Annotated in this window: 21 protein-coding genes; 16 read left to right on the plus strand and 5 right to left on the minus strand. The window is 61.3% G+C overall.

Annotation, left to right across the window (positions count from 1 at the left end):
* Positions 1–152 precede the first annotated feature (152 nt).
* Positions 153–2441 (minus strand): 5-methyltetrahydropteroyltriglutamate--homocysteine S-methyltransferase, encoded by a 2289-nt coding sequence (gene metE / locus AC1DKH_RS25550; protein WP_477799668.1) that lies wholly within the window; start codon positions 2439–2441, stop codon positions 153–155.
* A 183-nt stretch (positions 2442–2624) separates the two neighbouring features.
* Positions 2625–4853 (minus strand): TonB-dependent hemoglobin/transferrin/lactoferrin family receptor, encoded by a 2229-nt coding sequence (locus tag AC1DKH_RS25555; protein ID WP_477799669.1) that lies wholly within the window; start codon positions 4851–4853, stop codon positions 2625–2627.
* A gap of 244 nt (positions 4854–5097) precedes the next feature.
* On the opposite strand from AC1DKH_RS25555, the gene AC1DKH_RS25560 reads away from it, so the two are divergent.
* The 8 genes from AC1DKH_RS25560 (at position 5098) to AC1DKH_RS25595 (ending at position 11909) form a co-directional block, all read left to right on the plus strand.
* A complete protein-coding gene (locus AC1DKH_RS25560; protein ID WP_477799670.1) occupies positions 5098–5889 on the plus strand; it encodes an energy transducer TonB in 792 nt (263 codons plus the stop codon).
* A 17-nt stretch (positions 5890–5906) separates the two neighbouring features.
* Positions 5907–6977 (plus strand): hemin-degrading factor, encoded by a 1071-nt coding sequence (locus AC1DKH_RS25565; protein WP_477799671.1) that lies wholly within the window; start codon positions 5907–5909, stop codon positions 6975–6977.
* A gap of 12 nt (positions 6978–6989) precedes the next feature.
* Positions 6990–7874 (plus strand): heme/hemin ABC transporter substrate-binding protein, encoded by an 885-nt coding sequence (locus AC1DKH_RS25570; RefSeq protein ID WP_477799672.1) that lies wholly within the window; start codon positions 6990–6992, stop codon positions 7872–7874.
* 50 nt (positions 7875–7924) lie between these two features.
* On the plus strand, positions 7925–8908 hold the full coding sequence (locus AC1DKH_RS25575; protein ID WP_477799694.1) for a FecCD family ABC transporter permease: 984 nt from the start codon (positions 7925–7927) through the stop codon (positions 8906–8908).
* The gene (locus AC1DKH_RS25580; RefSeq protein WP_477799673.1) at positions 8908–9675 is read left to right on the plus strand and encodes a heme ABC transporter ATP-binding protein; all 768 of its coding nucleotides are present in this window, start codon (positions 8908–8910) and stop codon (positions 9673–9675) included. The genes AC1DKH_RS25575 and AC1DKH_RS25580 overlap by 1 nt, the downstream gene beginning before the upstream one ends.
* Positions 9676–9728: 53 nt before the next feature.
* On the plus strand, positions 9729–10613 hold the full coding sequence (locus AC1DKH_RS25585; RefSeq protein ID WP_477799674.1) for a ChaN family lipoprotein: 885 nt from the start codon (positions 9729–9731) through the stop codon (positions 10611–10613).
* Between the two features lie 179 nt (positions 10614–10792).
* Positions 10793–11398 (plus strand): SCO family protein, encoded by a 606-nt coding sequence (locus AC1DKH_RS25590; protein ID WP_477752760.1) that lies wholly within the window; start codon positions 10793–10795, stop codon positions 11396–11398.
* Position 11399: 1 nt separating this feature from the next.
* On the plus strand, positions 11400–11909 hold the full coding sequence (locus tag AC1DKH_RS25595; protein ID WP_477799675.1) for a copper chaperone PCu(A)C: 510 nt from the start codon (positions 11400–11402) through the stop codon (positions 11907–11909).
* A gap of 117 nt (positions 11910–12026) precedes the next feature.
* Here the strand turns inward: AC1DKH_RS25595 and AC1DKH_RS25600 are convergent, their stop codons facing one another.
* Together AC1DKH_RS25600 and AC1DKH_RS25605 are read right to left on the minus strand one after the other, a co-directional pair.
* Positions 12027–12443: an organic hydroperoxide resistance protein gene (locus AC1DKH_RS25600; RefSeq protein WP_477799676.1), complete on the minus strand. Its 417-nt coding sequence runs from the start codon at positions 12441–12443 to the stop codon at positions 12027–12029.
* A 124-nt stretch (positions 12444–12567) separates the two neighbouring features.
* Positions 12568–12897 (minus strand): hypothetical protein, encoded by a 330-nt coding sequence (locus tag AC1DKH_RS25605; RefSeq protein ID WP_477752762.1) that lies wholly within the window; start codon positions 12895–12897, stop codon positions 12568–12570.
* A gap of 182 nt (positions 12898–13079) precedes the next feature.
* On the opposite strand from AC1DKH_RS25605, the gene potE reads away from it, so the two are divergent.
* The 8 genes from potE (at position 13080) to AC1DKH_RS25645 (ending at position 22283) form a co-directional block, all read left to right on the plus strand.
* Complete coding sequence (gene potE, locus AC1DKH_RS25610; RefSeq protein ID WP_115947497.1) at positions 13080–14489, plus strand: putrescine-ornithine antiporter; 1410 nt, start codon at positions 13080–13082, stop codon at positions 14487–14489.
* Complete coding sequence (locus AC1DKH_RS25615; RefSeq protein ID WP_477752764.1) at positions 14486–16771, plus strand: Orn/Lys/Arg family decarboxylase; 2286 nt, start codon at positions 14486–14488, stop codon at positions 16769–16771. The genes potE and AC1DKH_RS25615 overlap by 4 nt, the downstream gene beginning before the upstream one ends.
* 196 nt (positions 16772–16967) lie before the next feature.
* Positions 16968–17369, plus strand: coding sequence for a hypothetical protein (locus AC1DKH_RS25620; protein ID WP_477752765.1), 402 nt, complete (start codon positions 16968–16970; stop codon positions 17367–17369).
* Complete coding sequence (locus tag AC1DKH_RS25625) at positions 17369–17908, plus strand: HD domain-containing protein (protein ID WP_477799677.1); 540 nt, start codon at positions 17369–17371, stop codon at positions 17906–17908. Before AC1DKH_RS25620 ends, AC1DKH_RS25625 begins: the two co-directional genes overlap by 1 nt.
* Before the next feature lie 204 nt (positions 17909–18112).
* On the plus strand, positions 18113–18391 hold the full coding sequence (locus tag AC1DKH_RS25630; RefSeq protein WP_116263655.1) for a DUF3303 domain-containing protein: 279 nt from the start codon (positions 18113–18115) through the stop codon (positions 18389–18391).
* 216 nt (positions 18392–18607) lie between these two features.
* The gene (locus AC1DKH_RS25635) at positions 18608–20221 is read left to right on the plus strand and encodes an arylsulfatase (protein WP_477752767.1); all 1614 of its coding nucleotides are present in this window, start codon (positions 18608–18610) and stop codon (positions 20219–20221) included.
* Positions 20222–20289: 68 nt separating this feature from the next.
* Positions 20290–21558 (plus strand): OmpP1/FadL family transporter, encoded by a 1269-nt coding sequence (locus AC1DKH_RS25640; protein ID WP_477799678.1) that lies wholly within the window; start codon positions 20290–20292, stop codon positions 21556–21558.
* A gap of 50 nt (positions 21559–21608) precedes the next feature.
* The gene (locus AC1DKH_RS25645) at positions 21609–22283 is read left to right on the plus strand and encodes a DUF3313 domain-containing protein (protein ID WP_477799679.1); all 675 of its coding nucleotides are present in this window, start codon (positions 21609–21611) and stop codon (positions 22281–22283) included.
* A 102-nt stretch (positions 22284–22385) separates the two neighbouring features.
* Here AC1DKH_RS25645 and AC1DKH_RS25650 read toward each other — a convergent pair whose 3' ends face one another.
* The gene (locus tag AC1DKH_RS25650; RefSeq protein ID WP_477799680.1) at positions 22386–23129 is read right to left on the minus strand and encodes a tellurite resistance TerB family protein; all 744 of its coding nucleotides are present in this window, start codon (positions 23127–23129) and stop codon (positions 22386–22388) included.
* Positions 23130–23303: the final 174 nt, after the last annotated feature.

The raw sequence follows: 23303 nt of genomic DNA on the forward strand, positions 1-23303 counted from the left end.
ATGCCTGCATACAGGTGCTGACTGCCATGCAACCCTGTGGGAGCGAGCCTGCTCGCGATGAGGCCGGCACATTCAACATCGATGTCGCCTGACACTCCGCCATCGCGAGCAGGCTCGCTCCTACAGGGCTCAGCGGTGCACCCAATACAGCGTCAGGCCCACTCTTTACGCAGCTGGCGCGCCGCATTGACCATGTGCACCAGCGCCGCTTCGGTTTCCGGCCAGCCGCGGGTCTTCAGGCCGCAGTCCGGGTTGACCCACAGGCGGTCGGCGGGAATACGCTTGGCGGCCTTGCGCAGCAGGTTGGCCATTTCCGCGGAGTCCGGCACCCGTGGCGAGTGGATGTCATACACGCCCGGGCCGATTTCGTTGGGGTAAGCGAAGGCTTCGAACGCACCCAGCAGTTCCATGTCCGAGCGCGAGGTTTCGATGGTGATCACGTCGGCATCCATGGCGGCGATGGACTCGATCACATCATTGAATTCGCTGTAGCACATGTGGGTGTGGATCTGGGTTTCGTCACGCACGCCGCAGGCGCACAGGCGGAACACTTCGGTCGCCCAGTCCAGGTAGTGCTGCCACTGCGCCCGGCGCAACGGCAAGCCTTCGCGGAACGCGGCTTCGTCGATCTGCACGATCTTGATCCCGGCGGCTTCCAGGTCCACCACTTCGTCGCGAATCGCCAGGGCCAGTTGGCGGGCCTGCACTTCGCGGCTCACGTCTTCGCGCGGGAACGACCACATCAGCATGGTCACAGGACCTGTCAGCATGCCCTTCATCACTTTGTCGGTGAGGCCTTGGGCGTAGCGGATCCACTCCACGGTCATGGCGTTCGGACGGCTCAGGTCGCCGAAGATCACCGCCGGTTTCACACAGCGCGAACCGTAGCTCTGGACCCAACCGAAACGGGTGAACACGTAGCCGTCGAGTTGCTCGGCGAAGTACTCGACCATGTCGTTACGCTCGGCTTCACCGTGCACCAGCACGTCCAGGCCCAGGTGTTCCTGCACTTGCACGGCGTGACGGATCTCGCTGTGCATCGCTTCGGTGTATTCGGCTTCGGTCAGCTTGCCTTGCTTGAACGACTGGCGAGCCAGACGGATCGACGCGGTTTGCGGGAACGAACCGATGGTGGTGGTCGGGAACAGCGGCAGGTTCAAACCGGCGCGTTGCTTCTCGATACGCTGGGCAAACAGCGAATGACGCTGGCTGTGCTTGGCGGTGATCGCGGCAACGCGTGCCTGCACGGCCGGTTTGTGGATGCGCGGCGACGCAGCACGGCTGGCCTGCACGGCACGGCTTCGAGTCAGCGCGTCAAGCACCTTCGGCGCTTCCGGTTCTTTCACCGCCTGAGCCAGCACCGCAACTTCTTCACACTTCTGCACGGCAAACGCCAGCCAGCTTTTCAGTTCGGCATCGAGCTTGTCTTCACGCCCCAGGTCAACCGGGCTGTGCAGCAGCGAGCAGGATGGCGCAACCCACAGGCGATCACCCAGACGCTCGTGAGCATACTGCAACGTGGCCAGGGCGTTTTCCAGGTCGCAGCGCCAGACGTTGCGGCCGTTGACCACGCCCAGCGACAGCACTTTGTAGGCCGGCAGACGGTCGAGGATGGTCGGGAACTGCTCAGGTGCGCGCACCAGATCGATGTGCAGACCGTCCACCGGCAGGTTGGCGGCCAGGCCCAGGTTCTCTTCCAGACCGCCGAAGTAAGTGGCGACCAGCTTCTTCAGCGGGTCGCGCTGAATCAGGTTGTAGGCGCGCTCAAAGGCGTTTTTCCAGTCCTGCGGCAGATCGAGGACCAGGATCGGCTCGTCGATTTGTACCCATTCAACGCCTTGTGCCGCGAGGCGCTGGAAGATTTGACCGTACAACGGCAGCAGACGATCCAGCAGCTCCAGCTTGTCGAATTCGGCGCCCTTGACCTTGCCCAGCCACAGGTAAGTCAACGGGCCGATGATCACCGGCTTGACGTGGTGCCCCAGTGCGCGGGCCTCTTCGACTTCTTCGAACAGCTGATCCCAGCCGAGCTGGAATTGTTGATCGGCGCTGAATTCAGGCACGAGGTAGTGATAGTTGGTGTCGAACCACTTGGTCATTTCCTGGGCATGCGCGCCGCCGCAGCAGCTGTCGCTCACACCGCGCGCCATGCCGAACAGGGTTTGCAGGCTGGCCTTGCCATCGTGCGGGCGGAAGCGCTCAGGGATCACACCGAACATCAGCGAGTGGGTCAGAACCTGGTCGTACCAGGCAAAATCACCGACCGGCAACAGCTCGATCCCGGCCTTTTTCTGCAAGTCCCAGTGGGTCTTGCGCAGGTCGCGGCCCACGGTGCGCAGACCGGCTTCGTCGAGCTCGCCCTTCCAGAACGCCTCTTGAGCCTTTTTCAGTTCGCGGTCGCGACCAATGCGCGGAAATCCAAGGGAATGGGCCAATGCCATGACAATAAAACTCCATCTGGTTAATGGAGCCATTGTCAGTAGTTGAGCCTTGGTGAGACAAACTCATTTAAATCTTGATGATCACGAGTTTTTTTCATGGAGAGGATGTGGCGAGGGAACTTGCTCCCTCACCACAAATCTCGCCAGTTCGGGAACTGACTGTTGCAGATCAGCTCCCGCCCATCAGATTTCCCAGATCAGGTTGACCGCCGCATAACGCCCCGGCTGAGTCAGACGATCAAGACCTGCCGCATTTTCGTCGCGGCCCTGCACGTCCCCCCAGTTCCAGTACTTCTTGTCGGTCACGTTGAACAGACCGCCATTGACCGACACTTCCTGGGTCACCTGCCACCAGGCCGTCAGGTCGAGTGTGCCGTAGCCCGGTGTTTCGAACTGACGGTTGATCAGAAGATCGGCATCGCCGCTGTGGTCGACGCGGTCCTTGGCCTGAACCAGAGTCCACATGACCTGGCCGCCGTAAACGCCGCTCGGTGCATCGTAGGCCAGGCCCATGACGGCCTTGAGCGGGTCGACACTGTTGAGCGCCTCGCCGGTGTCTTCGTCCTTGCCACGGGCATAGGCAATCGAGCCCAGCGCGCGGGTGCCGGCCGGCATGAAGGCATCCAGCTTGACGTCACCCTTGGCTTCGGCACCACGAATGGTGACCTTGCTCAGGTTGCGCGACTGGAAGGTCAGCGGGATGTCGCTGGTCGGATCAACAAAGCCGACCGTGTCGATGAAGTCCTTGTACTTGTTGTAGAACAGCGCAATACCAAAGCTGCCCAGGTCGTAGCGACCACGCAGACCGGTCTCGAAGCTGTCGCTGGTTTCCGCCTTGAGGTTCGGGTTGCCGATTTGCTTGTAGCCAATCTGTGGGTTGCTGAACTCACCGAACATGTTGACCGGGTTAGGTGCGCGGAAACCGGCGGCGTACTGGCCGTACAGGCTTTCGTGCTCGGTCAGCTGATAGGTCATGCCGAATTTCGGCGAGATGTGATCGTCGATGATGCGCGACGGATCGGTTTCCGACGGCAGGCCATTGAGGTACTCCTGAGTGACGTGCGGGGTCTGGCGGTAGTAGTCGTAGCGCAGGCCCGGCAACAGGGTCCAGCGGCCGATCTCGATGCTGTCCTGCACGAACAGGCCCAGGGATTCGCTGGTCGGATCCGGGAAGTCGCTGACCGGGAAATTCTCCGAGGCCGGCACGGTAGCGCCGGTGTCCAGGCGAACCTCTTTACCGGTACGCAGATTGCTCGAGTCGATGCGCTTGACTTCACCACCGTAGATCAAATGGTGCCTGGTGTCGGCAATCGCGAATTGCTTGTCGAGCTGGGCATTCAGGCTCCACAAGCGTTCATCGTAAGACGACTGGCGGGTGCGCACGCGGTTGACCCCCGAGGCGGTCTGACGCTGCTGGAAGGTATCCTGGTCGTTGCTGCTTTCCTGATAGTTCAGCTGCCATTGCAGCTTGTCGGCCATCGCGCTGTCCAGGCTCAGGGTGTGCGCCAGGCTGTAGCGGGTACGGTCGATGCTGTCTTTGGAAGTGGAGCCGAGAATCGCCGGGCTCATGCCCGTGGCGCGGGGAACGATGTCGCTCAGCAGGTTGCTGTCGGCGTCGTCCTGATAACGCTCGTAAGTGAATTGCAGGCGGTCGCCTTCAGCGTAGTCCCAGCCCAGTTTGGCCAGCACGTTTTCGGTGGTGTAGTCGAGCGGGTTGGCTTCTTCACGGTTGACGCCGACACCACCGACGCTGCCTGCGGTATCCGTGGACTGACCGTCACGGCGACCCAGGTGCAACAGGCCATCGACGGTGCCGGTGCGGCCGGCGAAGGTGGCGCTGCGCTGCCAACTGTCATCGCTGCCGTCATAACCGGTCTTCAAGCGTGCGTAGGCGTCGTCGCCGTCTTCGAGGTAGTCAGCGGCGTCCTTGGTCAGGTAGCTGACCGCACCACCGATGGCGTCGCTGCCGTACAGCGAAGACGCCGGGCCGCGGATGATTTCCACCTGCTCGATGGTATCGAGGTCGACGTAGTTGCTGCGCACGTCCTGGAACGGGCTGAAGGCGTTGCTTTGCGGCACGCGCACGCCGTCGACCTGGGTCAGAACCCGGTTGCCGTCGATACCGCGGATGTTCGCCCCGGACAGACCGAAACGGCTGCCGGTGCCGCTCACCGAAACGCCCGGCTCATAACGCACCAGATCCTTGAGGTCCTTGTCGTTCTGCTGATCGATTTCACGCTCGCTGTGCACCGACACGGTACTCGGCACCTGCAGCAGGGTCTGCTCGGTGCGGGTGGCGGTCACGCTGACGGTATCGAACTGAGTAACGGGTTCGGCGGCAAAAACCAGCGAAGGTGAGAGCAGCAGCAAGGCGAGCCAGGGACGCATGGCGAATGGCGGGCGGATCGACATCTGACTTTTACTCCTGAGAGTCTGACAGCGGTCACGTGCATGCAGGGTGCTGAAGGGGATCTGCATGGGTGACGGCAACTGTCCGGCGTGTGTTTGATTTTTTGTGAACAAAGCGCTCGGCCCTTTCTCTTGAAGGGATGTATACAAAAACGCTTTTCGGCAGCGGCGGCGAAGATAACCAGCTTGACTTGTAAATGCAAATTATTATCATGTACATTATATTTTAAATCTGGAACGAGTGTGCATGAAGCACTTCTGGGGTTGTCTGGGGTTATCGATTGCGCTGCATTTGAGCGCCGGATGGCTCGTTCGCGAGATTCAGGCCGCGCCTGAACCTTTGGCCTTTCAGCCGCCGATGGCCATTCAACTGGTCACCCTGGCGCCGATTGCGGTGCCCGCCCCTGCCCCACCGCAGCCCGTCCGCGCGCCCGCGTCAACGTCAACATCAGCGCCAGCACCAACGCCGGTGAAGGAACCGGCGACAACAAAGGCTGAACCCGCAACGCCCGCGCCAACACTGGTCAAGCCACTGCCGGTCAGCACCCAGCCGTCCATCGTCAAGGCTGCGAGCAAACCGCAACCGGCTCCCAAATCCCAGACCGATCCACGTCGCGCCGAACCGCTTGAGTTGCCGGCCACCGTGGCGAAAAACCCACCGGCACCGGCAGCGCCCCCCGCCGCCGTACCCGCACAGAACACCCATCCGGCCACGCCGGTCGCTGCTGCCCCGGCCCCCATACTCTCTCCGGTGGTCAGCCTGCGCCCGACCTTCGTCACCCCGCCCCCCGCGCCTCGCTACCCCACCACTGCACGCCGCCGAAACCAGCAGGGCGTGGTGCGGGTCGAGGTGCGCCTGGATGAACGCGGCCAGCAACTCAAGCTGACGCTGGTGCGTTCTTCCGGGGTGGAAAGCCTTGACCAGGCTGCACTCGAAGCCGTCACCACCTGGCGTTTTCGCCCCGAAATTGTCGACGGCCGGGCCGTGCCCAGCCGCGTAGAGATACCAATAGAATTCGCCCTCACGGCGAACCGTTGACCCTGAAGGAGCTTCACATGACCGCACAAACGTCCGCCCTGCCAACCAGCCCGGCCCTGTACCAGACCTGGCAACAGCTACGCGCCGAACAACCCGGCCTGCGCGCCCGCGACGCCGCCGCAAGACTGGGCGTCAGCGAGGCCGAGCTGACCGCCAGCCGCCTGGACACCGACACCGTGCGCCTGCGGCCGGAGTGGAAAGAGCTGCTGCCAGCCCTCGGCGAACTGGGCACCATCATGGCCCTGACCCGCAACGAACATTGCGTACACGAACGCAAGGGCGTGTACAGCGAAGTGACGGTGATGGGCAGCGGTCAGATGGGCATGGTGCTGTCGCCGGACATCGACTTGCGCCTGTTCCTCAGCGGCTGGGCCAGCGTGTTCGCCGTCGATGAGACCACCGCGCGCGGTCCGCAGCGCAGCATCCAGGTGTTCGACCGTCAGGGCCTGGCCGTGCACAAGGTCTACCTGACCGCCACCAGCTTCGATGCCGCCTGGGCGCCGTTGGTCGAGCGTATGCGCGCCGAAGAACAAACGGCCGAACTGAACCTGCAACCGCTGCCGCAAGCCAAGGCACCGCGTGCCGATGGCGAAGTCGATGTAGACACCCTGCGTAGCGAATGGTCGCAGCTCAAGGACACCCACGACTTCTTCTTGCTGCTCAAGCGTAATGACGTGGCGCGCACCCAGGCCTTGCGCCTGGCCGGTCACGAGTGGGCCGAACCTCTGGCCACCGTCGAGCTGACCCGCGTCATTGAAGAAGCGGGCAAGCGTGAAGTGCCGATCATGGTGTTCGTGGGCAACAAGCACTGCATCCAGATTCACTCCGGCCCCGTCAGCAACCTGCGCTGGATGGACACCTGGTTCAACGTGCTCGACCCGATGTTCAACCTGCACTTGAAAACCACTGGCGTGACCGAACTGTGGCGTGTGCGCAAGCCGAGCGTCGATGGCATCATCACCAGCTACGAAGGTTTCGATGCCGAAGGCGAGCTGGTCATCCAGTTGTTCGGCGTGCGCAAGCCAGGCATCCCTGAGCGTGACGACTGGCGTGCCCTGGCTGAAACCGCCACCCCTCTGATCGGCTAAGGAATAGTTCCGATGCGTATGAAAACACTGCTGGCCTGTGCCAGCGTGCTCGTCAGCCAGATGGCCGTCGCCGATGCCCTGCCCCAGCGCTGGGTCAGTGCCGGCGGTGCGTTCAGCGAATGGGTGGTTGCCCTGGGCGGCGAAAGCAAACTGGTGGGTGTCGACAGCACCAGCCAGTACCCGCAATCGCTGCACCGCCTGCCGGGCGTCGGCTACCAGCGCGCGCTGGCGGCCGAAGGGATCCTGGCCCTGAAGCCGGACATTCTGGTGGGCAGCAACGAAATGGGCCCGCCACCGGTGCTCGAGCAACTCAAGGCGGCCGGCGTGCGCATTGAATTGCTGTCGGCCAAGGCCGACGTGCCAGCCCTGCAACACAACCTGACCGAGCTGGGGCAACTGCTGGGTAAGGAAACTGAGGCGCAAGCGCTGATGGGCGGTTACCTCAAGCGCCTGCAAACCCAGGCCGATTGGGTCAAGCTGGCGCAGCAACAGCAACCGGCTCCCCGGGTGCTGATGCTGCTCAGCCACTCCGGTGGCAACCTGCAAATGGCGGGCAAAGACACCCTGGCCGCCTGGATGATTCAACAGGCCGGTGGCAAAAGCCTGGGTGAGCACAACGGCTACAAACCGGTCTCCAGTGAAGCCATGCTGAGCCTGGACCCGCAAGTAATCATCTTTGCCGGTGGTCGTCTGGAGGGTGATGCGGCGCGTAAAGCCTTGCTGGAACAGAACCCGATCCTGGCGCAAACCCAGGCCGGTCGAAATGGCCGGGTGGTGGTGATCGACCCGACGCTTCTGGTCGGAGGCCTTGGCCCGCGTGTACCGGATGCACTGACGCGTCTTTACACGGCGTTCTACCCGGACGCCAAAGCGCAGACTGCCGGGACCAACCCATGACGGCCATTTTTCGGCCGCGTCCGACGTTGATCTTTTTGCTGCTGTTGCTGGTGCTGGTGTTCTGGTTGTCCCTGGCTCTCGGACCGGTCAGCCTGCCGCTGGGCGATACCTTGCTGGCCGGGATGCGTCTGCTGGGGTTGCCGCTTGACGGTGGCGATACACAGCAGGCGGAGTTGATCCTCGGTCAGATTCGTCTGCCGCGCAGTCTGCTCGGTATCGCCGTCGGTTCGATACTGGCGCTGTCCGGCGTGGCAATGCAGGGGTTGTTCCGCAACCCCTTGGCGGACCCGGGTCTGGTCGGTGTTTCCGGTGGCGCGGCACTCGGTGCCGCGCTCGCCATCGTCGGCGGCAGCCTGCTCGGCGGCATGCCAGCGGCCATCGAACCTTATCTGCTGTCGGTCAGCGCCTTCGCCGGTGGCTTGATCGTCACGGCGGTGGTGTATCGCTTTGGTCGCCGCAACGGGCAAACCGACGTTGCCACCATGCTCTTGGCGGGAGTGGCGATGACGGCCATGGCCGGTGCCGGCGTGGGGCTGTTCACCTACCTGGCCGATGACGCGACCTTGCGCACCTTGACGTTCTGGAACCTGGGCAGCCTCAACGGTGCCAGCTACCTGCGCTTGTGGCCGTTGCTGATCGTCACCCTGGGCGTGGCGCTGTGGTTGCCCCGTCGGGCGGCGGCGCTCAATGCCATGCTGCTGGGTGAGTCGGAAGCCCGTCACCTGGGCTTCGACATCGAGCGGATCAAGCTTGAGCTGGTGCTGTGCACGGCGCTCGGCGTCGGTGCGGCCGTCGCGGCGGCCGGCCTGATCGGCTTTATCGGCCTGGTGGTACCGCATCTGATGCGTCTGCTGGTCGGCCCGGATCACCGGGTGTTGCTGCCCGCGTCGTTACTGGCCGGTGCCAGCCTGCTGTTGTTGGCTGATCTGGCGGCGCGCCTGCTGTTGGCGCCAGCCGAATTACCCATCGGTATCGTGACTGCACTGATCGGCGCTCCGTTCTTTCTTTATCTGCTGGTACGAGGGCGTTCCTGATGCTGCGGGCAAACAACTTGCTGGTACGCCGTGGCAACCGCACGGTACTGGCGAACATCGATATCGAGTTGCGCCCCGGTGAAGTACTGGGGGTGCTGGGGCCCAATGGCGCTGGCAAAAGCACCCTGCTCGCCGCTTTGTGCGGCGAACTGGCGAGCAGCGAAGGCAGGGTCAGCCTCGACGAGCGTCCGCTCGCCGACTGGCCGGGTCAGGAGCGGGCCAGACGCCTGGCCGTGCTGCCGCAGAGTTCGAGCCTGAACTTTGCGTTCTCGGTCAATGAAGTCGTGGGCATGGGTCGCTTGCCTCACGCCAGCGGCCGCGTGCGCGATGCCGAAATCGTCGCCGAAGCGCTTAAAGCGGCCGATGCGCTTCATCTGGCCGGACGCAGTTACCTGGCCCTGTCCGGCGGTGAACGCCAGCGCGTGCATCTGGCGCGGGTGCTCGCTCAACTGTGGCCGGGTGCCGAAGGGCAAACCCTGCTGCTCGATGAACCGACGTCGATGCTCGATCCGCTGCACCAGCACACCATTTTGCAAGCCGTGCGTGATTTCGCCGAGCGCGGGGCGGCGGTGCTGGTGATTCTGCACGACCTCAACCTGGCCGCACGTTACTGCGATCAACTACTGTTGTTGCAACAGGGCCTGCCCCACGCCTACGGTCCACCGGCCGAGGTGCTGACCGCCGAAGCGCTGGCGGCGGTCTATGGGTTGGAGGTGCTGATCCACCAGCATCCGGAACGCGGCCATCCGTTGATCATCGCGCGCTGATACCGCCCCCCTCCTCTGTCATCGAGGGGGCACCTGTCCAATAAGGAAAACCGATGCGCTTTGTATTGCTCTGTGCATTCAGCCTGTTGGCTGCCTGCCAAACCCATCAAGTTACACCACTGCCGGCGTCGATCGCCCCGCAAGGGCGTGATCACACTGACTTCGGGGTCATCCGTGAACTCGCCACGGGCCGCACGCTGACGCCGCAAGAACTGGTCCAACGCCTGGCCGCTGCCCCAAGTGTTTTGGTCGGAGAGCAGCACGACAACCCGGACCACCACGCCCTGCAACTGTGGTTGCTGCGCGAACTGGCGGCACAACGCGCCCAGGGCAGTCTGCTGATGGAAATGCTCAATCCCGATCAACAGGCCAGGGTCGATGCCGCCCAAGCCGCGACCCGCGCCGGACAGCCACCGGCCGATGCGTTCACGGCGCTGGCCTGGCAGGCCAATTGGGACTGGAGTGTTTATGGCGCACTGGTCACCTACGCGCTACGACAACCGTATCCGCTGCTGGCGGCGAACCTGGACCGCGCGCAGATCATGCAGATCTACAAACAGCGCCCGGTACTCACGGGGCAAGCGTCTACCACCCAACAGGTGCAGGCGACCTTGCTGGACGACATCCGCGAATCCCATTGTGGTCTGCTGCCCGAAGCACAGATGCCGGCGATGCTCGCGGTGCAGCAACAGCGTGACCGGCACATGGCGGAGCGCCTGATGGCCGCGCCTCTGCCGGCGTTGCTGCTGGCCGGCGCCTTCCACGTGCGCAAGGACCTGGGGGTGCCATTGCACTTGAAAGACCTCGGTGCCGGTGAAGGGAATGCAGTGCTGATCCTGGCCGAAGCGGGCAAGACCGTGACTGCCGAGAGTGCGGATTACGTGTGGTACACCGCCGCACAACCGGAAGAGGATCATTGCGCGCAGCTGCGTCGTTAATCCCCCCTACAAAATCATCAAGCCCCGTTCCGGCGCGACACTATGTCACGCCTCTGTGTCGGTCCAATGGTCGTATCCGCCCCTCCGGCACCGACACAGTTTGTTAACATCCCCACGATTTTTTCGTCTGTACAGTCATCACGCTGTCATTTCAGCCTGTTCAACAGGATGCTTTTTCAATGAGTACTGTGTATACCCGCCGAACGGTCCTGCAAGGCATGGGCCTGTTGAGCCTGGGCCTGCTCGCCGGTTGCGACGACAGCAGCAAGCTGTCGTTCAAGTACGGCAAAGACCTCAGCGACAAGATCATGGGGCGTAACTTCAAGCTCAAGAACGCTCAGGGCGAAACCCGGATGCTGGGCAGCTATCGCGGCCTGATGCCGATGGTGTTCTTCGGGTTCACCCAGTGCCCGGCCGTGTGCCCGACCACCCTGGCCCGCGCGGCCCAGGCCAAAAAGCTGATGGGTCGCGATGGCGAAAGGCTGCAGGTGATCTTCATCACCCTGGACCCTGAGCGCGACACGCCAGAGATGATCGATAAATACGTAAAAGCCTTCGACCCGAGTTTTGAAGCGCTGTACGGCACCCTGGAAGAAACCGCTGCCACCGCCAAGGAATTTGGCGTGTTTTTTGAAAAAGTCCCGAGCGGCGATACCTATACCCTCTCCCATACCGCGACCAGCTATGTCTTCGACTCCCGGGGCACTCTGCGCCTGGGACTGTCCACGTCCCTGACGGCCCAAGAGTGCGCAGAAGACCTGCTCACCGTGATGGAGGTTTGCTGAAATGAATGCCCCGCAGGCTAAAAACCGTTTCGCACAACGCTGCAAGCAACTGGCGCTGGGCTTGTCCCTGGTCGGCCTGGCCTTTCAGGCGTCGGCACAAACCGAGGTAGAAGACGCCTGGGTCCGCGCCACCGTGGCCGGCCAGCCGTCGAGCGGTGCCTTCATGACCGTCACCGCGAGCAGCGACAGCAAACTGCTGAGCGTGCAAACGCCGGTTGCCGGGCTTGTGCAGATCCATGAAATGAGCATGAAAGACGACGTGATGAAAATGCAGCAGGTGGGCGCCGTCGCACTGCCCGCCGGTAAAGCGGTGAGCTTCGATCCCCACGGCTACCACATCATGCTCATGAACCTGACGGGCCAGATCAAGGAAGGCGACAAGGTGCCGCTGACCCTGACCGTGGAAGACTCCAGGGGTGAGAAAGAGTCGATTCAGGTTGAAGCCGTTGCCAAGGCGATTGGCACTATGGATCACAGCTCGATGATGCATGATCACAGCAAGATGAATTGATTTTCCCGTAGTATTGCAACACCAAAAAGATCGCAGCCTGCGGCAGCTCCTACGAAATCGGTGTAGGAGCTGCCGCAGGCTGCGATCTTTTTTTGATCAAGATCTTTTCATGTCAACTCAAACCAGCTTGAGTACGACGTTGATGTTGTTGCGCGTGGCTTTCGAGTACGGGCAGTACTGGTGCCCGGTGTCGACGATTTTCTGCGCGGTTTCGCGATCCAGCCCTGGCAGGCTGACATTGAGCCGTGCCTGGAGCAGGTAGCCGCCTTCATTGGTGCCCAGGTCGACTTCGGCATCGACGGCCACATCCTTGGGCAACGCTACTTTCATTTCCCTGGCCGCAACCTGCATGGCGCCGATAAAACAGGCTGACCATCCGGCAGAGAACAGTTGCTCAGGGTTAGTACCGCCACCGCCCGCACCTGGCGATGACAGCTGCACATCGAGGATTCCGTCGGAGCTGCGGGAGGCGCCGTCACGCCCGCCGGTGGTGTGGGTTTTGGCGGTGTACAACACTTTATCGATCTGGTTCATGGTGACCTCCTGATTAAGTTGTAAAAAACCGGTTTTAACACCCCATCGGGTCGCTGGGATGGTCAATCAATATAGACGTCACACGCCCACACCGTGGTCGATCCGACCAGCGCCCGTTTCTTGTTTATTTACGCGCCAACTTGTACCTGACGCAGTCCTCATAAAAGCTCTGCCGTACAGCAGTCGGTTTGAATCGCGACGGACTGTCATAAGTTTGCTCTGTAATGCCAAGTGCCATCATGCGCATCCAGGTTTTGGCGAACTTGTAGACCTGGATTTTCTGGCGCGCAGCATACAAAGAAACGCCTGCAAGCTTGAGTTCCTGTGCCCTTGCAGCGGTGCCCGCACCCCAACTGCACATGTACTGATCATTGCTGGCCAGCTCTTTGGCTTGAGCCGAATTGGCTACACCCGCAACTACCAGCGGGATTAACGCGATCCATATCTTGCGCATCTTGACCTATTTAACTGGCTGAAAATGAACTAATTTTGCTGAGGATTTGTAAACTTGGGGGCCAGCATCGTGCCTTTTCTGCAAATTAAAGCGAAAACGAGATGGGCAATGTCATTTCTTGCGAGTTTTCAATCCTTTGCTATAGCTAAGACTCTCAATCGCCAACTAAGTGAGGCAACGGAATGTCAGTCGCAAAGAAAATGAGTGTGGGGCAACTGACAATGTTGACTGCCGTCAACATGTTGGGCTCCGGCATTGTGCTTCTACCGACGAAACTCGCGGAAGTCGGTGCAATTTCGATCCTCTCCTGGCTGGTGACTGCCACCGGCTCCCTCGCTCTGGCCTACGCGTTTGCGCGATGCGGGATGCTCAGCCGCAAGACCGGCGGCATGGGCGGTTATGCCGAATACACGTTCGGTAAAGCGGGTAACTACATCACCAACTACACCTATGGTCTGTCGCTGTTGATTGCCAACGTGGCGATCAGTATTACTGCGGTTGGTTATATCCAGGTGTTGTTCGGGATAAAACTCGATTCGCTGCAAGTAGGTCTGGCGACTATTGCTCTGTTGTGGATCACCACCTTCGCCAACTTTGGCGGCGCCAGCATAACCGGCCGGATCGGTGCGATCACGGTCTGGGGTGTGATTGCCCCGGTGGTGCTGGTATCCACGGTGGGCTGGTTCTGGTTCGACAGCAGCGTCTACGCCGCAGGCTGGAACCCCCACGACAAAGGCTGGTTCGAAGCGGCAGGCGCCTCGGTGGCGATCACCCTGTGGGCCTTCCTCGGCCTGGAATCGGCTTGCGCCAACACCGACGCGGTGGAAAACCCTGAGCGCAACGTACCGATTGCCGTGCTGGGCGGCACCCTGGGTGCGGCGGTGATCTACATCGTCTCCACCAACGTCATCTTCGGTATCGTCGGCAACGAAGAACTGGTCGCGTCCACCGCACCGTTCGGCCTGGTGTTTGCCAAGATGTTCACCCCGATGGTCGGCGACATCGTGATGGCGGCCATGGTACTCGCCTGCATCGGCTCGCTGCTGGGTTGGCAGTTCACCATCGCCCAGGTGTACAAAAGCTCGGCGGACACCGGTTACTTCCTGTCGATCTTCGCCAAGGCCAACAAGGCGGGAACGCCGATTGTCGGCATGCTGGTACTGCTCGCCGCACAGACCGCGCTGGCCCTGCTCACCATCAGTCCAGACCTGAGCAAACAGTTCGATACCCTGGTCAACCTCGCAGTGGTGACCAACCTGGTGCCTTACATCCTGTCCATGGCCGCGCTGATGACCATGCAGAAAGTCTCCAACGTGCCAGAAGGCAAGGCACTGGCGACCAACGTCATTGCCCTGATCGCGGCGGCCTACAGCTATCTGGCGCTGTACAGCTCCGGCGAGCAGGCCCTGATGCTGGGCGGCGTGGCCACGATCTTCGGTTACACCCTGTTCGGCTTCGTCAACAACCGCCTGATCCGCCTCGAAGCTCTCAACAACAGCGTACCGACGCAAACCGTCAGCGCGCAGCACCTCACTGCCGAGCCAGTGCCGGTGAATAATCTGAATACAGCCACTATGGAGGTTCAAGCATGACGGAATATAAACACTCGCTGGGCATGCTGGCGCTACTGGTCAGCAGTCCGCCGGACAAGCGAACGGTGTTCGGCCGCGCCCTGGACCAACTGGTCCACGACGTAGAGGGACGTGGTGTCAGTGTTCTGGCCTCGGAAAGCCTCACCGATGCCGCCTCGATCCTGCGCTCTGACCCGGCTATTCAATGCGTGCTGATCCGATGGGAAATGGACACCAGCGAAGGCCATGCCGACTGCACCAAATTGCTGGTCAAGCTGCGTGAGCGCAACACCCGGGTGCCGGTGTTCCTGATCAGCGACCGTACCACCGCGTCGACCATTCCGTTATTGGTCATGCAACACGCCGACGACTTCATCTGGCTGCCCGAGGACACCTCCCGTTTCCTCAGCGGGCGCATCCTGGCGGCCATCGAACGCTATCGCCAGGCTGCCCTGCCGCCGATGTTCGGCGCGCTGGTGAAGTTTGCCCGCAACTATGAATACTCGTGGCACACCCCAGGGCATGCCGGTGGCACGGCATTCCTGAAGAGCACCGCAGGCCGGGCCTTCTACGAGTTCTTCGGCGAAAACCTGCTGCGTTCCGACCTGTCGATCTCGGTCGGCGAACTCGGTTCGCTGCTCGATCACAGCGGCCCCATCGGCCAGGGCGAACGTTATGCCGCCAAGGTTTTCGGCGCGCACCGCACGTATTACGTGACCAACGGTTCGTCGATGTCCAACCGCGTCATCCTCATGGCCAGCGTCACGCGCAACCAGATCGCCCTGTGCGACCGCAATTGCCACAAGTCCGCCGAGCATGCGATGACTCTGTCCGGGGCGATTCCGACCTACCTGGTGCCGACCCGCAACCGCTACGGCATCATCGGCCCGATCCTGCCGCAGACCCTGAGCGCCGAAGGCGTGAAAGCCGCCATCGCCAACAACCCGCTGGTCAAGGCAGGCATCGACCCGACGCCGGTGCACGCCATTGTCACCAACTCCACCTACGACGGCCTGACCTACAACGTCACCCGCGTCGAAGAGCTGCTGGGCGAAAGTGTCGACCGTCTGCACTTCGACGAAGCCTGGTACGGTTATGCGCGCTTCAACCCGCTGTACAGCGGGCGCCATGCCATGCACGGCAACCCGGCCGATCACGACAAGTCCAAGCCGACCGTGTTCGCCACCCAGTCGACCCACAAGTTGCTGGCCGCGCTGTCCCAGGCCTCGATGATCCACGTGCGTGACGGGCGTAACCCGATCGAACATGCGCGCTTCAACGAGTCGTACATGATGCACGCCTCGACCTCGCCGAACTACGCGATCATGGCGTCCTGCGACGTCAGCTCGGCAATGATGGAAGCGCCGAGCGGGCAGATCCTCACCAGCGAATCGATTGAAGAAGCCATCAGCTTTCGCCAGGTTCTTTCGCGCATGCACAACGAGATGCTGAGCAAGGATGACTGGTTCTTCACCTGCTGGCAGCCGCCGACCGTACAGGTTGGCGCAGCGACCGTGCCGTTCCATGAGGTCGACCCGGCTACGCTTAAAACCGACCCGAACTGCTGGGTCCTGCACCCGAACGCGGTATGGCACGGTTTCGGTGACATCGAAGACGGCTACTGCATGCTCGACCCGATCAAGGTTTCGGTACTTGCCCCGGGCATGGGCGACGACGGCAACCTGCTCACCAATGGCATCCCCGCCTGCGTAGTCACCGCTTACCTGGGTCGTCAGGGTATCGTGGTCGAGAAAACCACCGACTTCACCATCCTGTTCCTGTTCTCCATCGGTATCACCAAAGGCAAATGGGGCACGCTGCTCAATGCCCTGCTCGACTTCAAGCGCGATTACGACGACAACGCCGAGCTCGAGCTGTGCCTGCCCGACCTGTACAACGCCAACCAGCACCGCTATGCCGGCATGGGCCTGAAGGATCTGGCCGACGAAATCTTCGCCGCCATGAAGAAACACAAGACCACCGCCAACATGTCCCAGGCCTTCGGCACCCTGCCAAAGGCCGAGTTCAGCCCGGTGGAGGCCTACGAAAAACTGGTGCGCAACGACATCGAACTGGTGACCCTCAACGAAGCCGCCGGGCGCCTCGCCGCCACCGGTATCGTGCCGTATCCACCAGGCATCCCGCTGCTCATGCCGGGTGAGAACGCGGGTCCGGCGGACGGTCCGTTGCTGGCGTATCTCAAGGCACTGGAAGCCTTCGACAAATCCTTCCCCGGCTTCACCCATGACACCCACGGGATCGAAGTCGAGGACGGCGTTTATCGGATGCTTGTCTTGAAGTGAGGTAAGCGAGACTCACCGTAAAACCTGTGGGAGCGAGCTTGCTCCGGGCGGCGTTCCGACGATTGCGGACTGACATTCAGCAATGATGTCGGCTGATACTCCGCCATCGCGAGCAAGCTCGCTCCTACATTGCTTTGCATCGCCCCCACAAATCCCTATGGGCAAATTCGATCACAGCGCTCTATGATTGATCCCCATGACCACCACCGCTGCGATCCGCTCACCCTGCCCACCTGGCGCCTGCGACTGCGGGCGTGACCCGTTGCTGGAAACACCGGGGGCGGACCTGCGCATTCTGTTTCTGACCCGCAACGAAGAAAAACGCCTGATCGAACGCCTGGAAAACCTGCAGAGCCTGAGCGATCTTGAGCACGTGCAACGGCGCATGTTCGAACAGTTGGGTCTGCGCGTGGACATCGCCCCCGGCTTCAACGAAGTGCGCACCATGCGCGGCATCGGCATCCGCGTTGGCGAACTGCCGGGGCTGTGCCGCAAGACCCGCGCCAACATCCCCGCCGCTATTCGCCGTGCCATGGAAAAGCGCCCGGAGATTGCCTACGAACTGCTCAATGCCAACGACCTGTTGCGTGACGCCTGATGAAGCCCATTCTCGAGTTCCCCCTCACCGACAAGATTCTCACCACGTACGCCCTGGCCATCGGTGTCGACCTGCAGGGCTACCGCAACCACATTTACCGGGTGCTGAATTTCCATACCGCCCTCAGCGGTGCCGAAGGTTTGCCCTCGGACGCCGTACAGATCGCAGCGGCATTTCATGACCTGGGTATCTGGACCGATGACACCCTCGACTACCTGCCGCCATCCATTGCCCTGGCCAGTGAGTACCTCGACAGCCAGCAACGAGCGGAACTGAAGGATGAAGTCAGCGCGTTGATACTTGAGCATCACAAGCTGCGCCGGTATCGCGGCGCTTGTGCCAACAGTGTCGAACACTTCCGCCAGGCCGATCTGGTGGATGTGTCGCTGGGCCTGGTGCGTTTCGGCTTGCCCCGAAGCTTCATCAAAACCGTGCAGGCGACCTTTCCCGATCACGGTTTTCACTCGATGCTGATGAAGCTTTCAGCCCGGCAATTCATCCGCTCGCCGCTGCGCCCGCTGCCCATGTTTCGCTGGTGAAACAGGCGTCTGTTACCCCCTCGAAAATGCACCGGAACAGGATCAGCGGTCATACAGGAATCTCGGTGCACTGCTATGCCTTCCATGGGAGATTTTGCCGCAAGCCAGCCAGGACGGAACTGCAAACCCAAGCGCGGCCACGGCCCCGGCGCCAGCCAGGTACGCGCATAAAGACCGGTGCCAATCCGTAACAGGAGGTGGCCGATGTTATTCATCGTCAGTTGGACAATCAGCCCGGACAACCGTGATGCCGCAATCGCACGTTTTCTCAAGACCGGTGGCGCGCCGCCTGCAGGCGTCACCATGCACGGACGCTGGCATGCTGTAGGGAGCTCGGCCGGCTTCGGCATTGCCGAGGCGAGTGATTTGGTGCCGATTCAAAAATGGGTGCTGGAGTGGAACGACCTGATGAGCATGGACGTGCACGCCGCATTGACCGATGAGCAAATCGCACCCTTGCTGGCCGCCACTGCCGCCCGGTAATGACGATCGAGGCGGCGAGTACCGCTCGCCGCCCCGATTTCGCCGGTGTCTTTAACGGGACACTCTTTCGGCGCAATGCGCCTGAATCAATACTTTCTGACTATCCATTACTGGATATTTCGCAATTCAAACCTACGCTCTTCCCGGGGGTTACGAATTTCAACGACGGTTGGGGGCTCGTCTCGATTTACTCACGCAAGTACGCAGGAGCTCGACATGAATCGGACAACCTTAACCTCGATGTTAGCGGTCCCCCTGTTGCTGTCTGCAATGGCGTTTCCCAGCCTGACCCTGGCCGCCGACAAAGCCCCCAACATCCTGGTGATCATGGGCGACGATATCGGCTGGTCGAATATCGGCGTCTACAACCAGGGCATGATGGCCGGCCGAACGCCCAACCTTGATCAGCTAGCGAACGAAGGCATGCGTTTCACCGACTATTACGCCGAAGCCAGTTGCACCGCCGGCCGCGCCAATTTCATCACCGGCGAACTGCCGATTCGTACGGGCATGACCACTGTCGGCCAGGCCGGCTCGCCCGTGGGTATTCCCGCCGAAGCCGTCACCATCGCGACCGCACTCAAGGCCATGGGTTATGCCACTGGCCAGTTCGGCAAGAACCACTTGGGTGACCTCAACCAGTTCCTGCCCACCGTCCACGGTTTCGATGAATTCTTCGGCTACCTCTATCACCTCGACGCCATGGAAGACCCGGCGCACCCCAATTATCCGAAGGAGCTGCTGGACAGCGTCGGCCCACGCAACATGGTCCACAGTTGGGCCTCCACCACTGATGACACGACCGTGATGCCGCGCTGGGGCAAGGTGGGCAAGCAGAAAATCGAAGACGCCGGTACGCTCTATCCGGAGCGGATGAAAACCGTCGACGAGGAGATTCGCGACAAGGCCTTCTCTTTCATCGACAAGGCCAAACAGGACAACAAACCGTTCTTCGTCTGGCTCAACCCGACCCGCATGCACATCGTCACGCACCTGTCCGACAAGTACGAGGCCATGCGCAACTCGCAGAATGGCTGGTCGGAACAGGAAGCCGGCATGGCGCAGCTCGATGACATCGTTGGCGACGTCCTGGCGAAGCTGAAAAAAGACGGCATGGACGACAACACCATCGTGATTTTCACCACCGACAATGGTGCGGAAAACTTCACCTGGCCCGATGGCGGCACGACGCCGTTCGCCATGGGCAAAGGCACGGTCATGGAAGGTGGCTTCCGGGTGCCGGCGATCATCCGCTGGCCGGGCAAGGTGCCGGCCAACCAGATCGGCAACGGCATCATGTCCGGCATGGACTGGTTCCCGACCCTGGTCGCGGCGGCGGGCAACCCGAACATCACGGCGGAACTGCTCAAAGGCAAACAATTGGGCGATACCACCTACAAAGTTCACCTGGACGGCTATGATCAAACTCCAATGATCACCGGAAAAGGTCCGTCGAACCGGCATGAAGTTTTCTACTTCGGAGAAAGCTCCTTGGGTGCAGTGCGCATAGACGACTACAAATATCGCTTCATTGATCAACCGGGTGGCTGGTTGGGGGCTAAAGTTGATGTGGACGTGCCGAACCTGACCAATCTTCGACTCGACCCATTCGAGCGCATGGGCTGGCCGGAAAATCAGGCCGCACAGGGTTCGCAACAATACTTCGACTGGTTCAAGTTCCAATTCTGGCGTTTCGTGTTCGTCCAGCAGCAGGTGGCCAAACTGGCTGAAACAGCGATCGAGTTCCCGCCGATGCAAAAAGGCGCGAGTTTCAACCTCGACTCGGTTAAAGCCAAGATCGCCAAGGCTCGAGCAGAGATGGCTAAGTAACAGCCGAATCCACGGGTGGCTGGTGCAGTCCACCCGTATTCGAAATGGACAATTGCTGAGGGATTTCAATGCCGACAAAAACCGCTACCCTGCCCGCTTCTGCGCTACTTGCCCTGTGCTGCCAGCAAGCCTGGGCCGGTGGCATCATGCTCTATGAAATCGGCACCGATAACGCCGGCCTGGCCAACGCCGGTGCCGCCGCCCGTGCCCAAGGCCCCTCGACCATAGCCAGTAACCCCGCGGGCATGAGCTACCTGCCGGGCACGCAAATCACCGCCGGCTTGCAGGTTCTGTATGGCGACCTGAGCTTCGACCGCGACTCCGGCACCAACGTCCCGGGCAGCGGCAGTGGCAATGCCCTCGATCCGATTCCCGGTGGCAGCTTCTTCATCAGCCATGAACTGGACGAGCACTGGAGCGTCGGTTTCGGCCAGTACGGTGACTTCGGGTTGGCGGTCAACTACGACAACGATTGGTCCGGCCGTTACTTCGCACAGAACTCCAGCCTGCTCGGCCTGTCGCTGGTACCGAGCGTGGCTTATCGCTTCAACGAGCAGTGGTCGGTCGGCCTGGGCATCAAGGCCATGTACGGCATGTTGAAGGCAGACACCGCTATCGACCGTTCCCCTTTCGGCTTCACTGACCGCTCGGACGGCCAGTACAAATACAAGGACAACGACTGGGGTTATGGCGCCAACGTCGGGGTGATCTACGCCCCGCAACCCGGCACACGCATCGGCCTGACCTACACCAGCCAGGTCGACCTGGACTTCGAGGACCGGCTCGATGTGAAGGGCGACGGACGTCTGCTCGAGCGCGTCAACAACACCAACACCGAACTCGATATGAAGGTACCGCAAACCGTCACCCTGAGTCTGTTCCAGCAACTGGACCGGCAATGGGCGTTGTTGGCCTCGGCCAACTGGCAGGACTGGTCCAAGTTCGGCGACATCGCCGTAGAGGTCGACACCACGGCCCTTGGTGCGCAATCGACAACGGTCGACGCCGGCTTCAAGGACACCTGGCACCTTTCCCTTGGCGCGCAATACCAGGCCACCGAGCAGTGGTTGTGGAACTTCGGCGTGGCCTACGACAGCAGTGCCGTCTCGGACAGCAACCGTAGCGTGGTCGTGCCGATGAGCGAATCCTGGCGCATTGCCACAGGAGCCACCTATGCTCTGAACAAAGACACTGATGTCAACGTCAGCTGGGCCATGGTCTGGATCGGCGACATGCCGGTTGACCAGGCCAAATCCGTATCGGGCAATCAAATTTCCGGTGAATTCGACAATACCTGGATTCAAGCCTTGACCGGGAATATGACCTGGCGATTCTGATGTTTTGTAAACGAAAGAACGACGATTTCATCCAAGGAGTAAACACCACTATGAATCTGTCCCGAAAACTGCTTGTCGGCGCCGCGCTGGCCAGTCTGTTGCTAGGCGGTTGCACCTCGAAAGTGACTGAGAAGGAGCAATACTCTGGCTTCCTGTCCAACTACAACAACCTGCAGGAAGTCCAAACGCCGAGCGGCGGCACCGCGATGCGCTGGGTCAGCCCTTCGTGGAACCCGAATGCTTATGACACCGTGGTGTTCAACAAGCTGGAGCTGTACCCGGCGCCCAAGCCCAACGAACGGGTCAACCAGCAAACGCTCTCCGACATCCAGAACTACATGACCAGCAAGGCCAAGGCCACCCTGGGTCAGAAATACCGCGTAGTGTCCAACACCTCGTCCGCACCGGCCGGTTCCAGGCCCCTGATCATGCGTGCGGCAATTACCGGGGTGACCGCCGAGAACGAAGGCATGAAGTGGTATGAAGTGGTCCCGGTCGCAGCCGTTGTCGGCGCGACTCAGGCCGCCACCGGTCACCGCGACCAGGACACCACCCTGTTCATCGAAGCCGAGTTCGTCGACGCGAAGAGCAACCAGACCGTGGCCAAAGTGGTGCGCAAAGTGTTTGGCACCGCCCTGGAAAACGAAAGCCAGAAGATTACCGCCAAGGACTTCAAGGCGGCGATCGACAAACTGGGCACCGACTTCCAGGCGTTCCTGAAGTAACACACTCTTGTGGCGAGGGAGCTTGCTCCCTCGCCACCTGGAGTTCCTTCCTGACTCTTGCGGTCACTCCTACATCCCCACGTTTCTGCTGCCGTAGGCAACTTAGACCGCGCCGCCCTTGGCTTGCTGCTCCAGATGCAATTGCAGCTGCGGCTCGATCTGCAACGCCGCGGCCAGTTCATCCAGATAGTTGCGCTCGGCGTCCTGCTGGTCGTCCACCAGCATCACGCTGGCCAGATACATCTCCGAGGCCATTCCAGGATCGGTCGCCGACTGCGCCACGTCATTGGGGTCCAGTGGCTTGGCGACTTCATCGTCCAGCCATTGCTGCAATTGAGGATCGTCAGTGTGACGGCCGATCTCGGTGCTGATCATCTGCTTCTCGGCGTCGTCGATCCGGCCATCGGCCTTGGCCGCCGCAATCAATGCCCGCAGGATCGCATGGCTGTGCTCCTCGGCTTCCGGGCCGGCGAGCAAGTCCACCGTGCGCGGAGCTTCTTGCGGGGCCGACGCCTGACTGCGCTGCCAGGCCTGGTACGCCTGGAACGCCATCATGCCGAGGGACGCCAGCGCCGCATAATTTGTGCCACCACCGGAGCGGCTTTGTGGCGCGCCACCCATCGGCGAACCGCCGCCGAGCAAACCACCGAGCAAACCGCCCAACCCTGCGCCACCGCCGCCACCGCCGCCACCGCCGCCAGCACCGCCGCCACCGCCCAACAACCCGCCGAGCAATCCACCCAGGTCGCCGAGCCCGCCTTGGGCCGCCGCGCCACTGCCACCCTGCTGCGCCATCGAGCCCTGGCCGGCGCGCAATAATTGTTCGAGCAGATCGCTGGTGTTCATGACGCTTGTCCTCTTTGGAAGGGGTTTATCCAGTCAGGCAACGATAGTCCCCGCAGGCGAATGTGCCAGCACCGTTGGGCTGACGCGCCCGTGCTACCGCAGATGGGTCCGGAGTGTTTTTTTGCGGCGCAGCTAAGATTCATAGGTGGTGAACCTTATTCCCGGATACCCGGT

The organism is Pseudomonas sp. 05L36 (assembly GCF_056398125.1).

Bases quoted from the DNA above. Each gene is read 5' to 3' on its own strand.
- AC1DKH_RS25615 (WP_477752764.1), top strand. From the start codon at position 14,486: ATGACGGAATATAAACACTCGCTGGGCATGCTGGCGCTACTGGTCAGC.
- AC1DKH_RS25570 (WP_477799672.1), top strand. From the start codon at position 6,990: ATGCGTATGAAAACACTGCTGGCCTGTGCCAGCGTGCTCGTCAGCCAG.
- AC1DKH_RS25640 (WP_477799678.1), top strand. From the start codon at position 20,290: ATGCCGACAAAAACCGCTACCCTGCCCGCTTCTGCGCTACTTGCCCTG.
- AC1DKH_RS25635 (WP_477752767.1), top strand. From the start codon at position 18,608: ATGAATCGGACAACCTTAACCTCGATGTTAGCGGTCCCCCTGTTGCTG.
- potE (WP_115947497.1), top strand. From the start codon at position 13,080: ATGTCAGTCGCAAAGAAAATGAGTGTGGGGCAACTGACAATGTTGACT.
- AC1DKH_RS25620 (WP_477752765.1), top strand. From the start codon at position 16,968: ATGACCACCACCGCTGCGATCCGCTCACCCTGCCCACCTGGCGCCTGC.
- AC1DKH_RS25595 (WP_477799675.1), top strand. From the start codon at position 11,400: ATGAATGCCCCGCAGGCTAAAAACCGTTTCGCACAACGCTGCAAGCAA.
- AC1DKH_RS25600 (WP_477799676.1), bottom strand. From the start codon at position 12,443: ATGAACCAGATCGATAAAGTGTTGTACACCGCCAAAACCCACACCACC.
- AC1DKH_RS25625 (WP_477799677.1), top strand. From the start codon at position 17,369: ATGAAGCCCATTCTCGAGTTCCCCCTCACCGACAAGATTCTCACCACG.
- AC1DKH_RS25645 (WP_477799679.1), top strand. From the start codon at position 21,609: ATGAATCTGTCCCGAAAACTGCTTGTCGGCGCCGCGCTGGCCAGTCTG.
- metE (WP_477799668.1), bottom strand. From the start codon at position 2,441: ATGGCATTGGCCCATTCCCTTGGATTTCCGCGCATTGGTCGCGACCGC.
- AC1DKH_RS25580 (WP_477799673.1), top strand. From the start codon at position 8,908: ATGCTGCGGGCAAACAACTTGCTGGTACGCCGTGGCAACCGCACGGTA.
- AC1DKH_RS25650 (WP_477799680.1), bottom strand. From the start codon at position 23,129: ATGAACACCAGCGATCTGCTCGAACAATTATTGCGCGCCGGCCAGGGC.
- AC1DKH_RS25555 (WP_477799669.1), bottom strand. From the start codon at position 4,853: ATGTCGATCCGCCCGCCATTCGCCATGCGTCCCTGGCTCGCCTTGCTG.
- AC1DKH_RS25605 (WP_477752762.1), bottom strand. From the start codon at position 12,897: ATGCGCAAGATATGGATCGCGTTAATCCCGCTGGTAGTTGCGGGTGTA.
- AC1DKH_RS25560 (WP_477799670.1), top strand. From the start codon at position 5,098: ATGAAGCACTTCTGGGGTTGTCTGGGGTTATCGATTGCGCTGCATTTG.
- AC1DKH_RS25590 (WP_477752760.1), top strand. From the start codon at position 10,793: ATGAGTACTGTGTATACCCGCCGAACGGTCCTGCAAGGCATGGGCCTG.
- AC1DKH_RS25565 (WP_477799671.1), top strand. From the start codon at position 5,907: ATGACCGCACAAACGTCCGCCCTGCCAACCAGCCCGGCCCTGTACCAG.
- AC1DKH_RS25630 (WP_116263655.1), top strand. From the start codon at position 18,113: ATGTTATTCATCGTCAGTTGGACAATCAGCCCGGACAACCGTGATGCC.
- AC1DKH_RS25585 (WP_477799674.1), top strand. From the start codon at position 9,729: ATGCGCTTTGTATTGCTCTGTGCATTCAGCCTGTTGGCTGCCTGCCAA.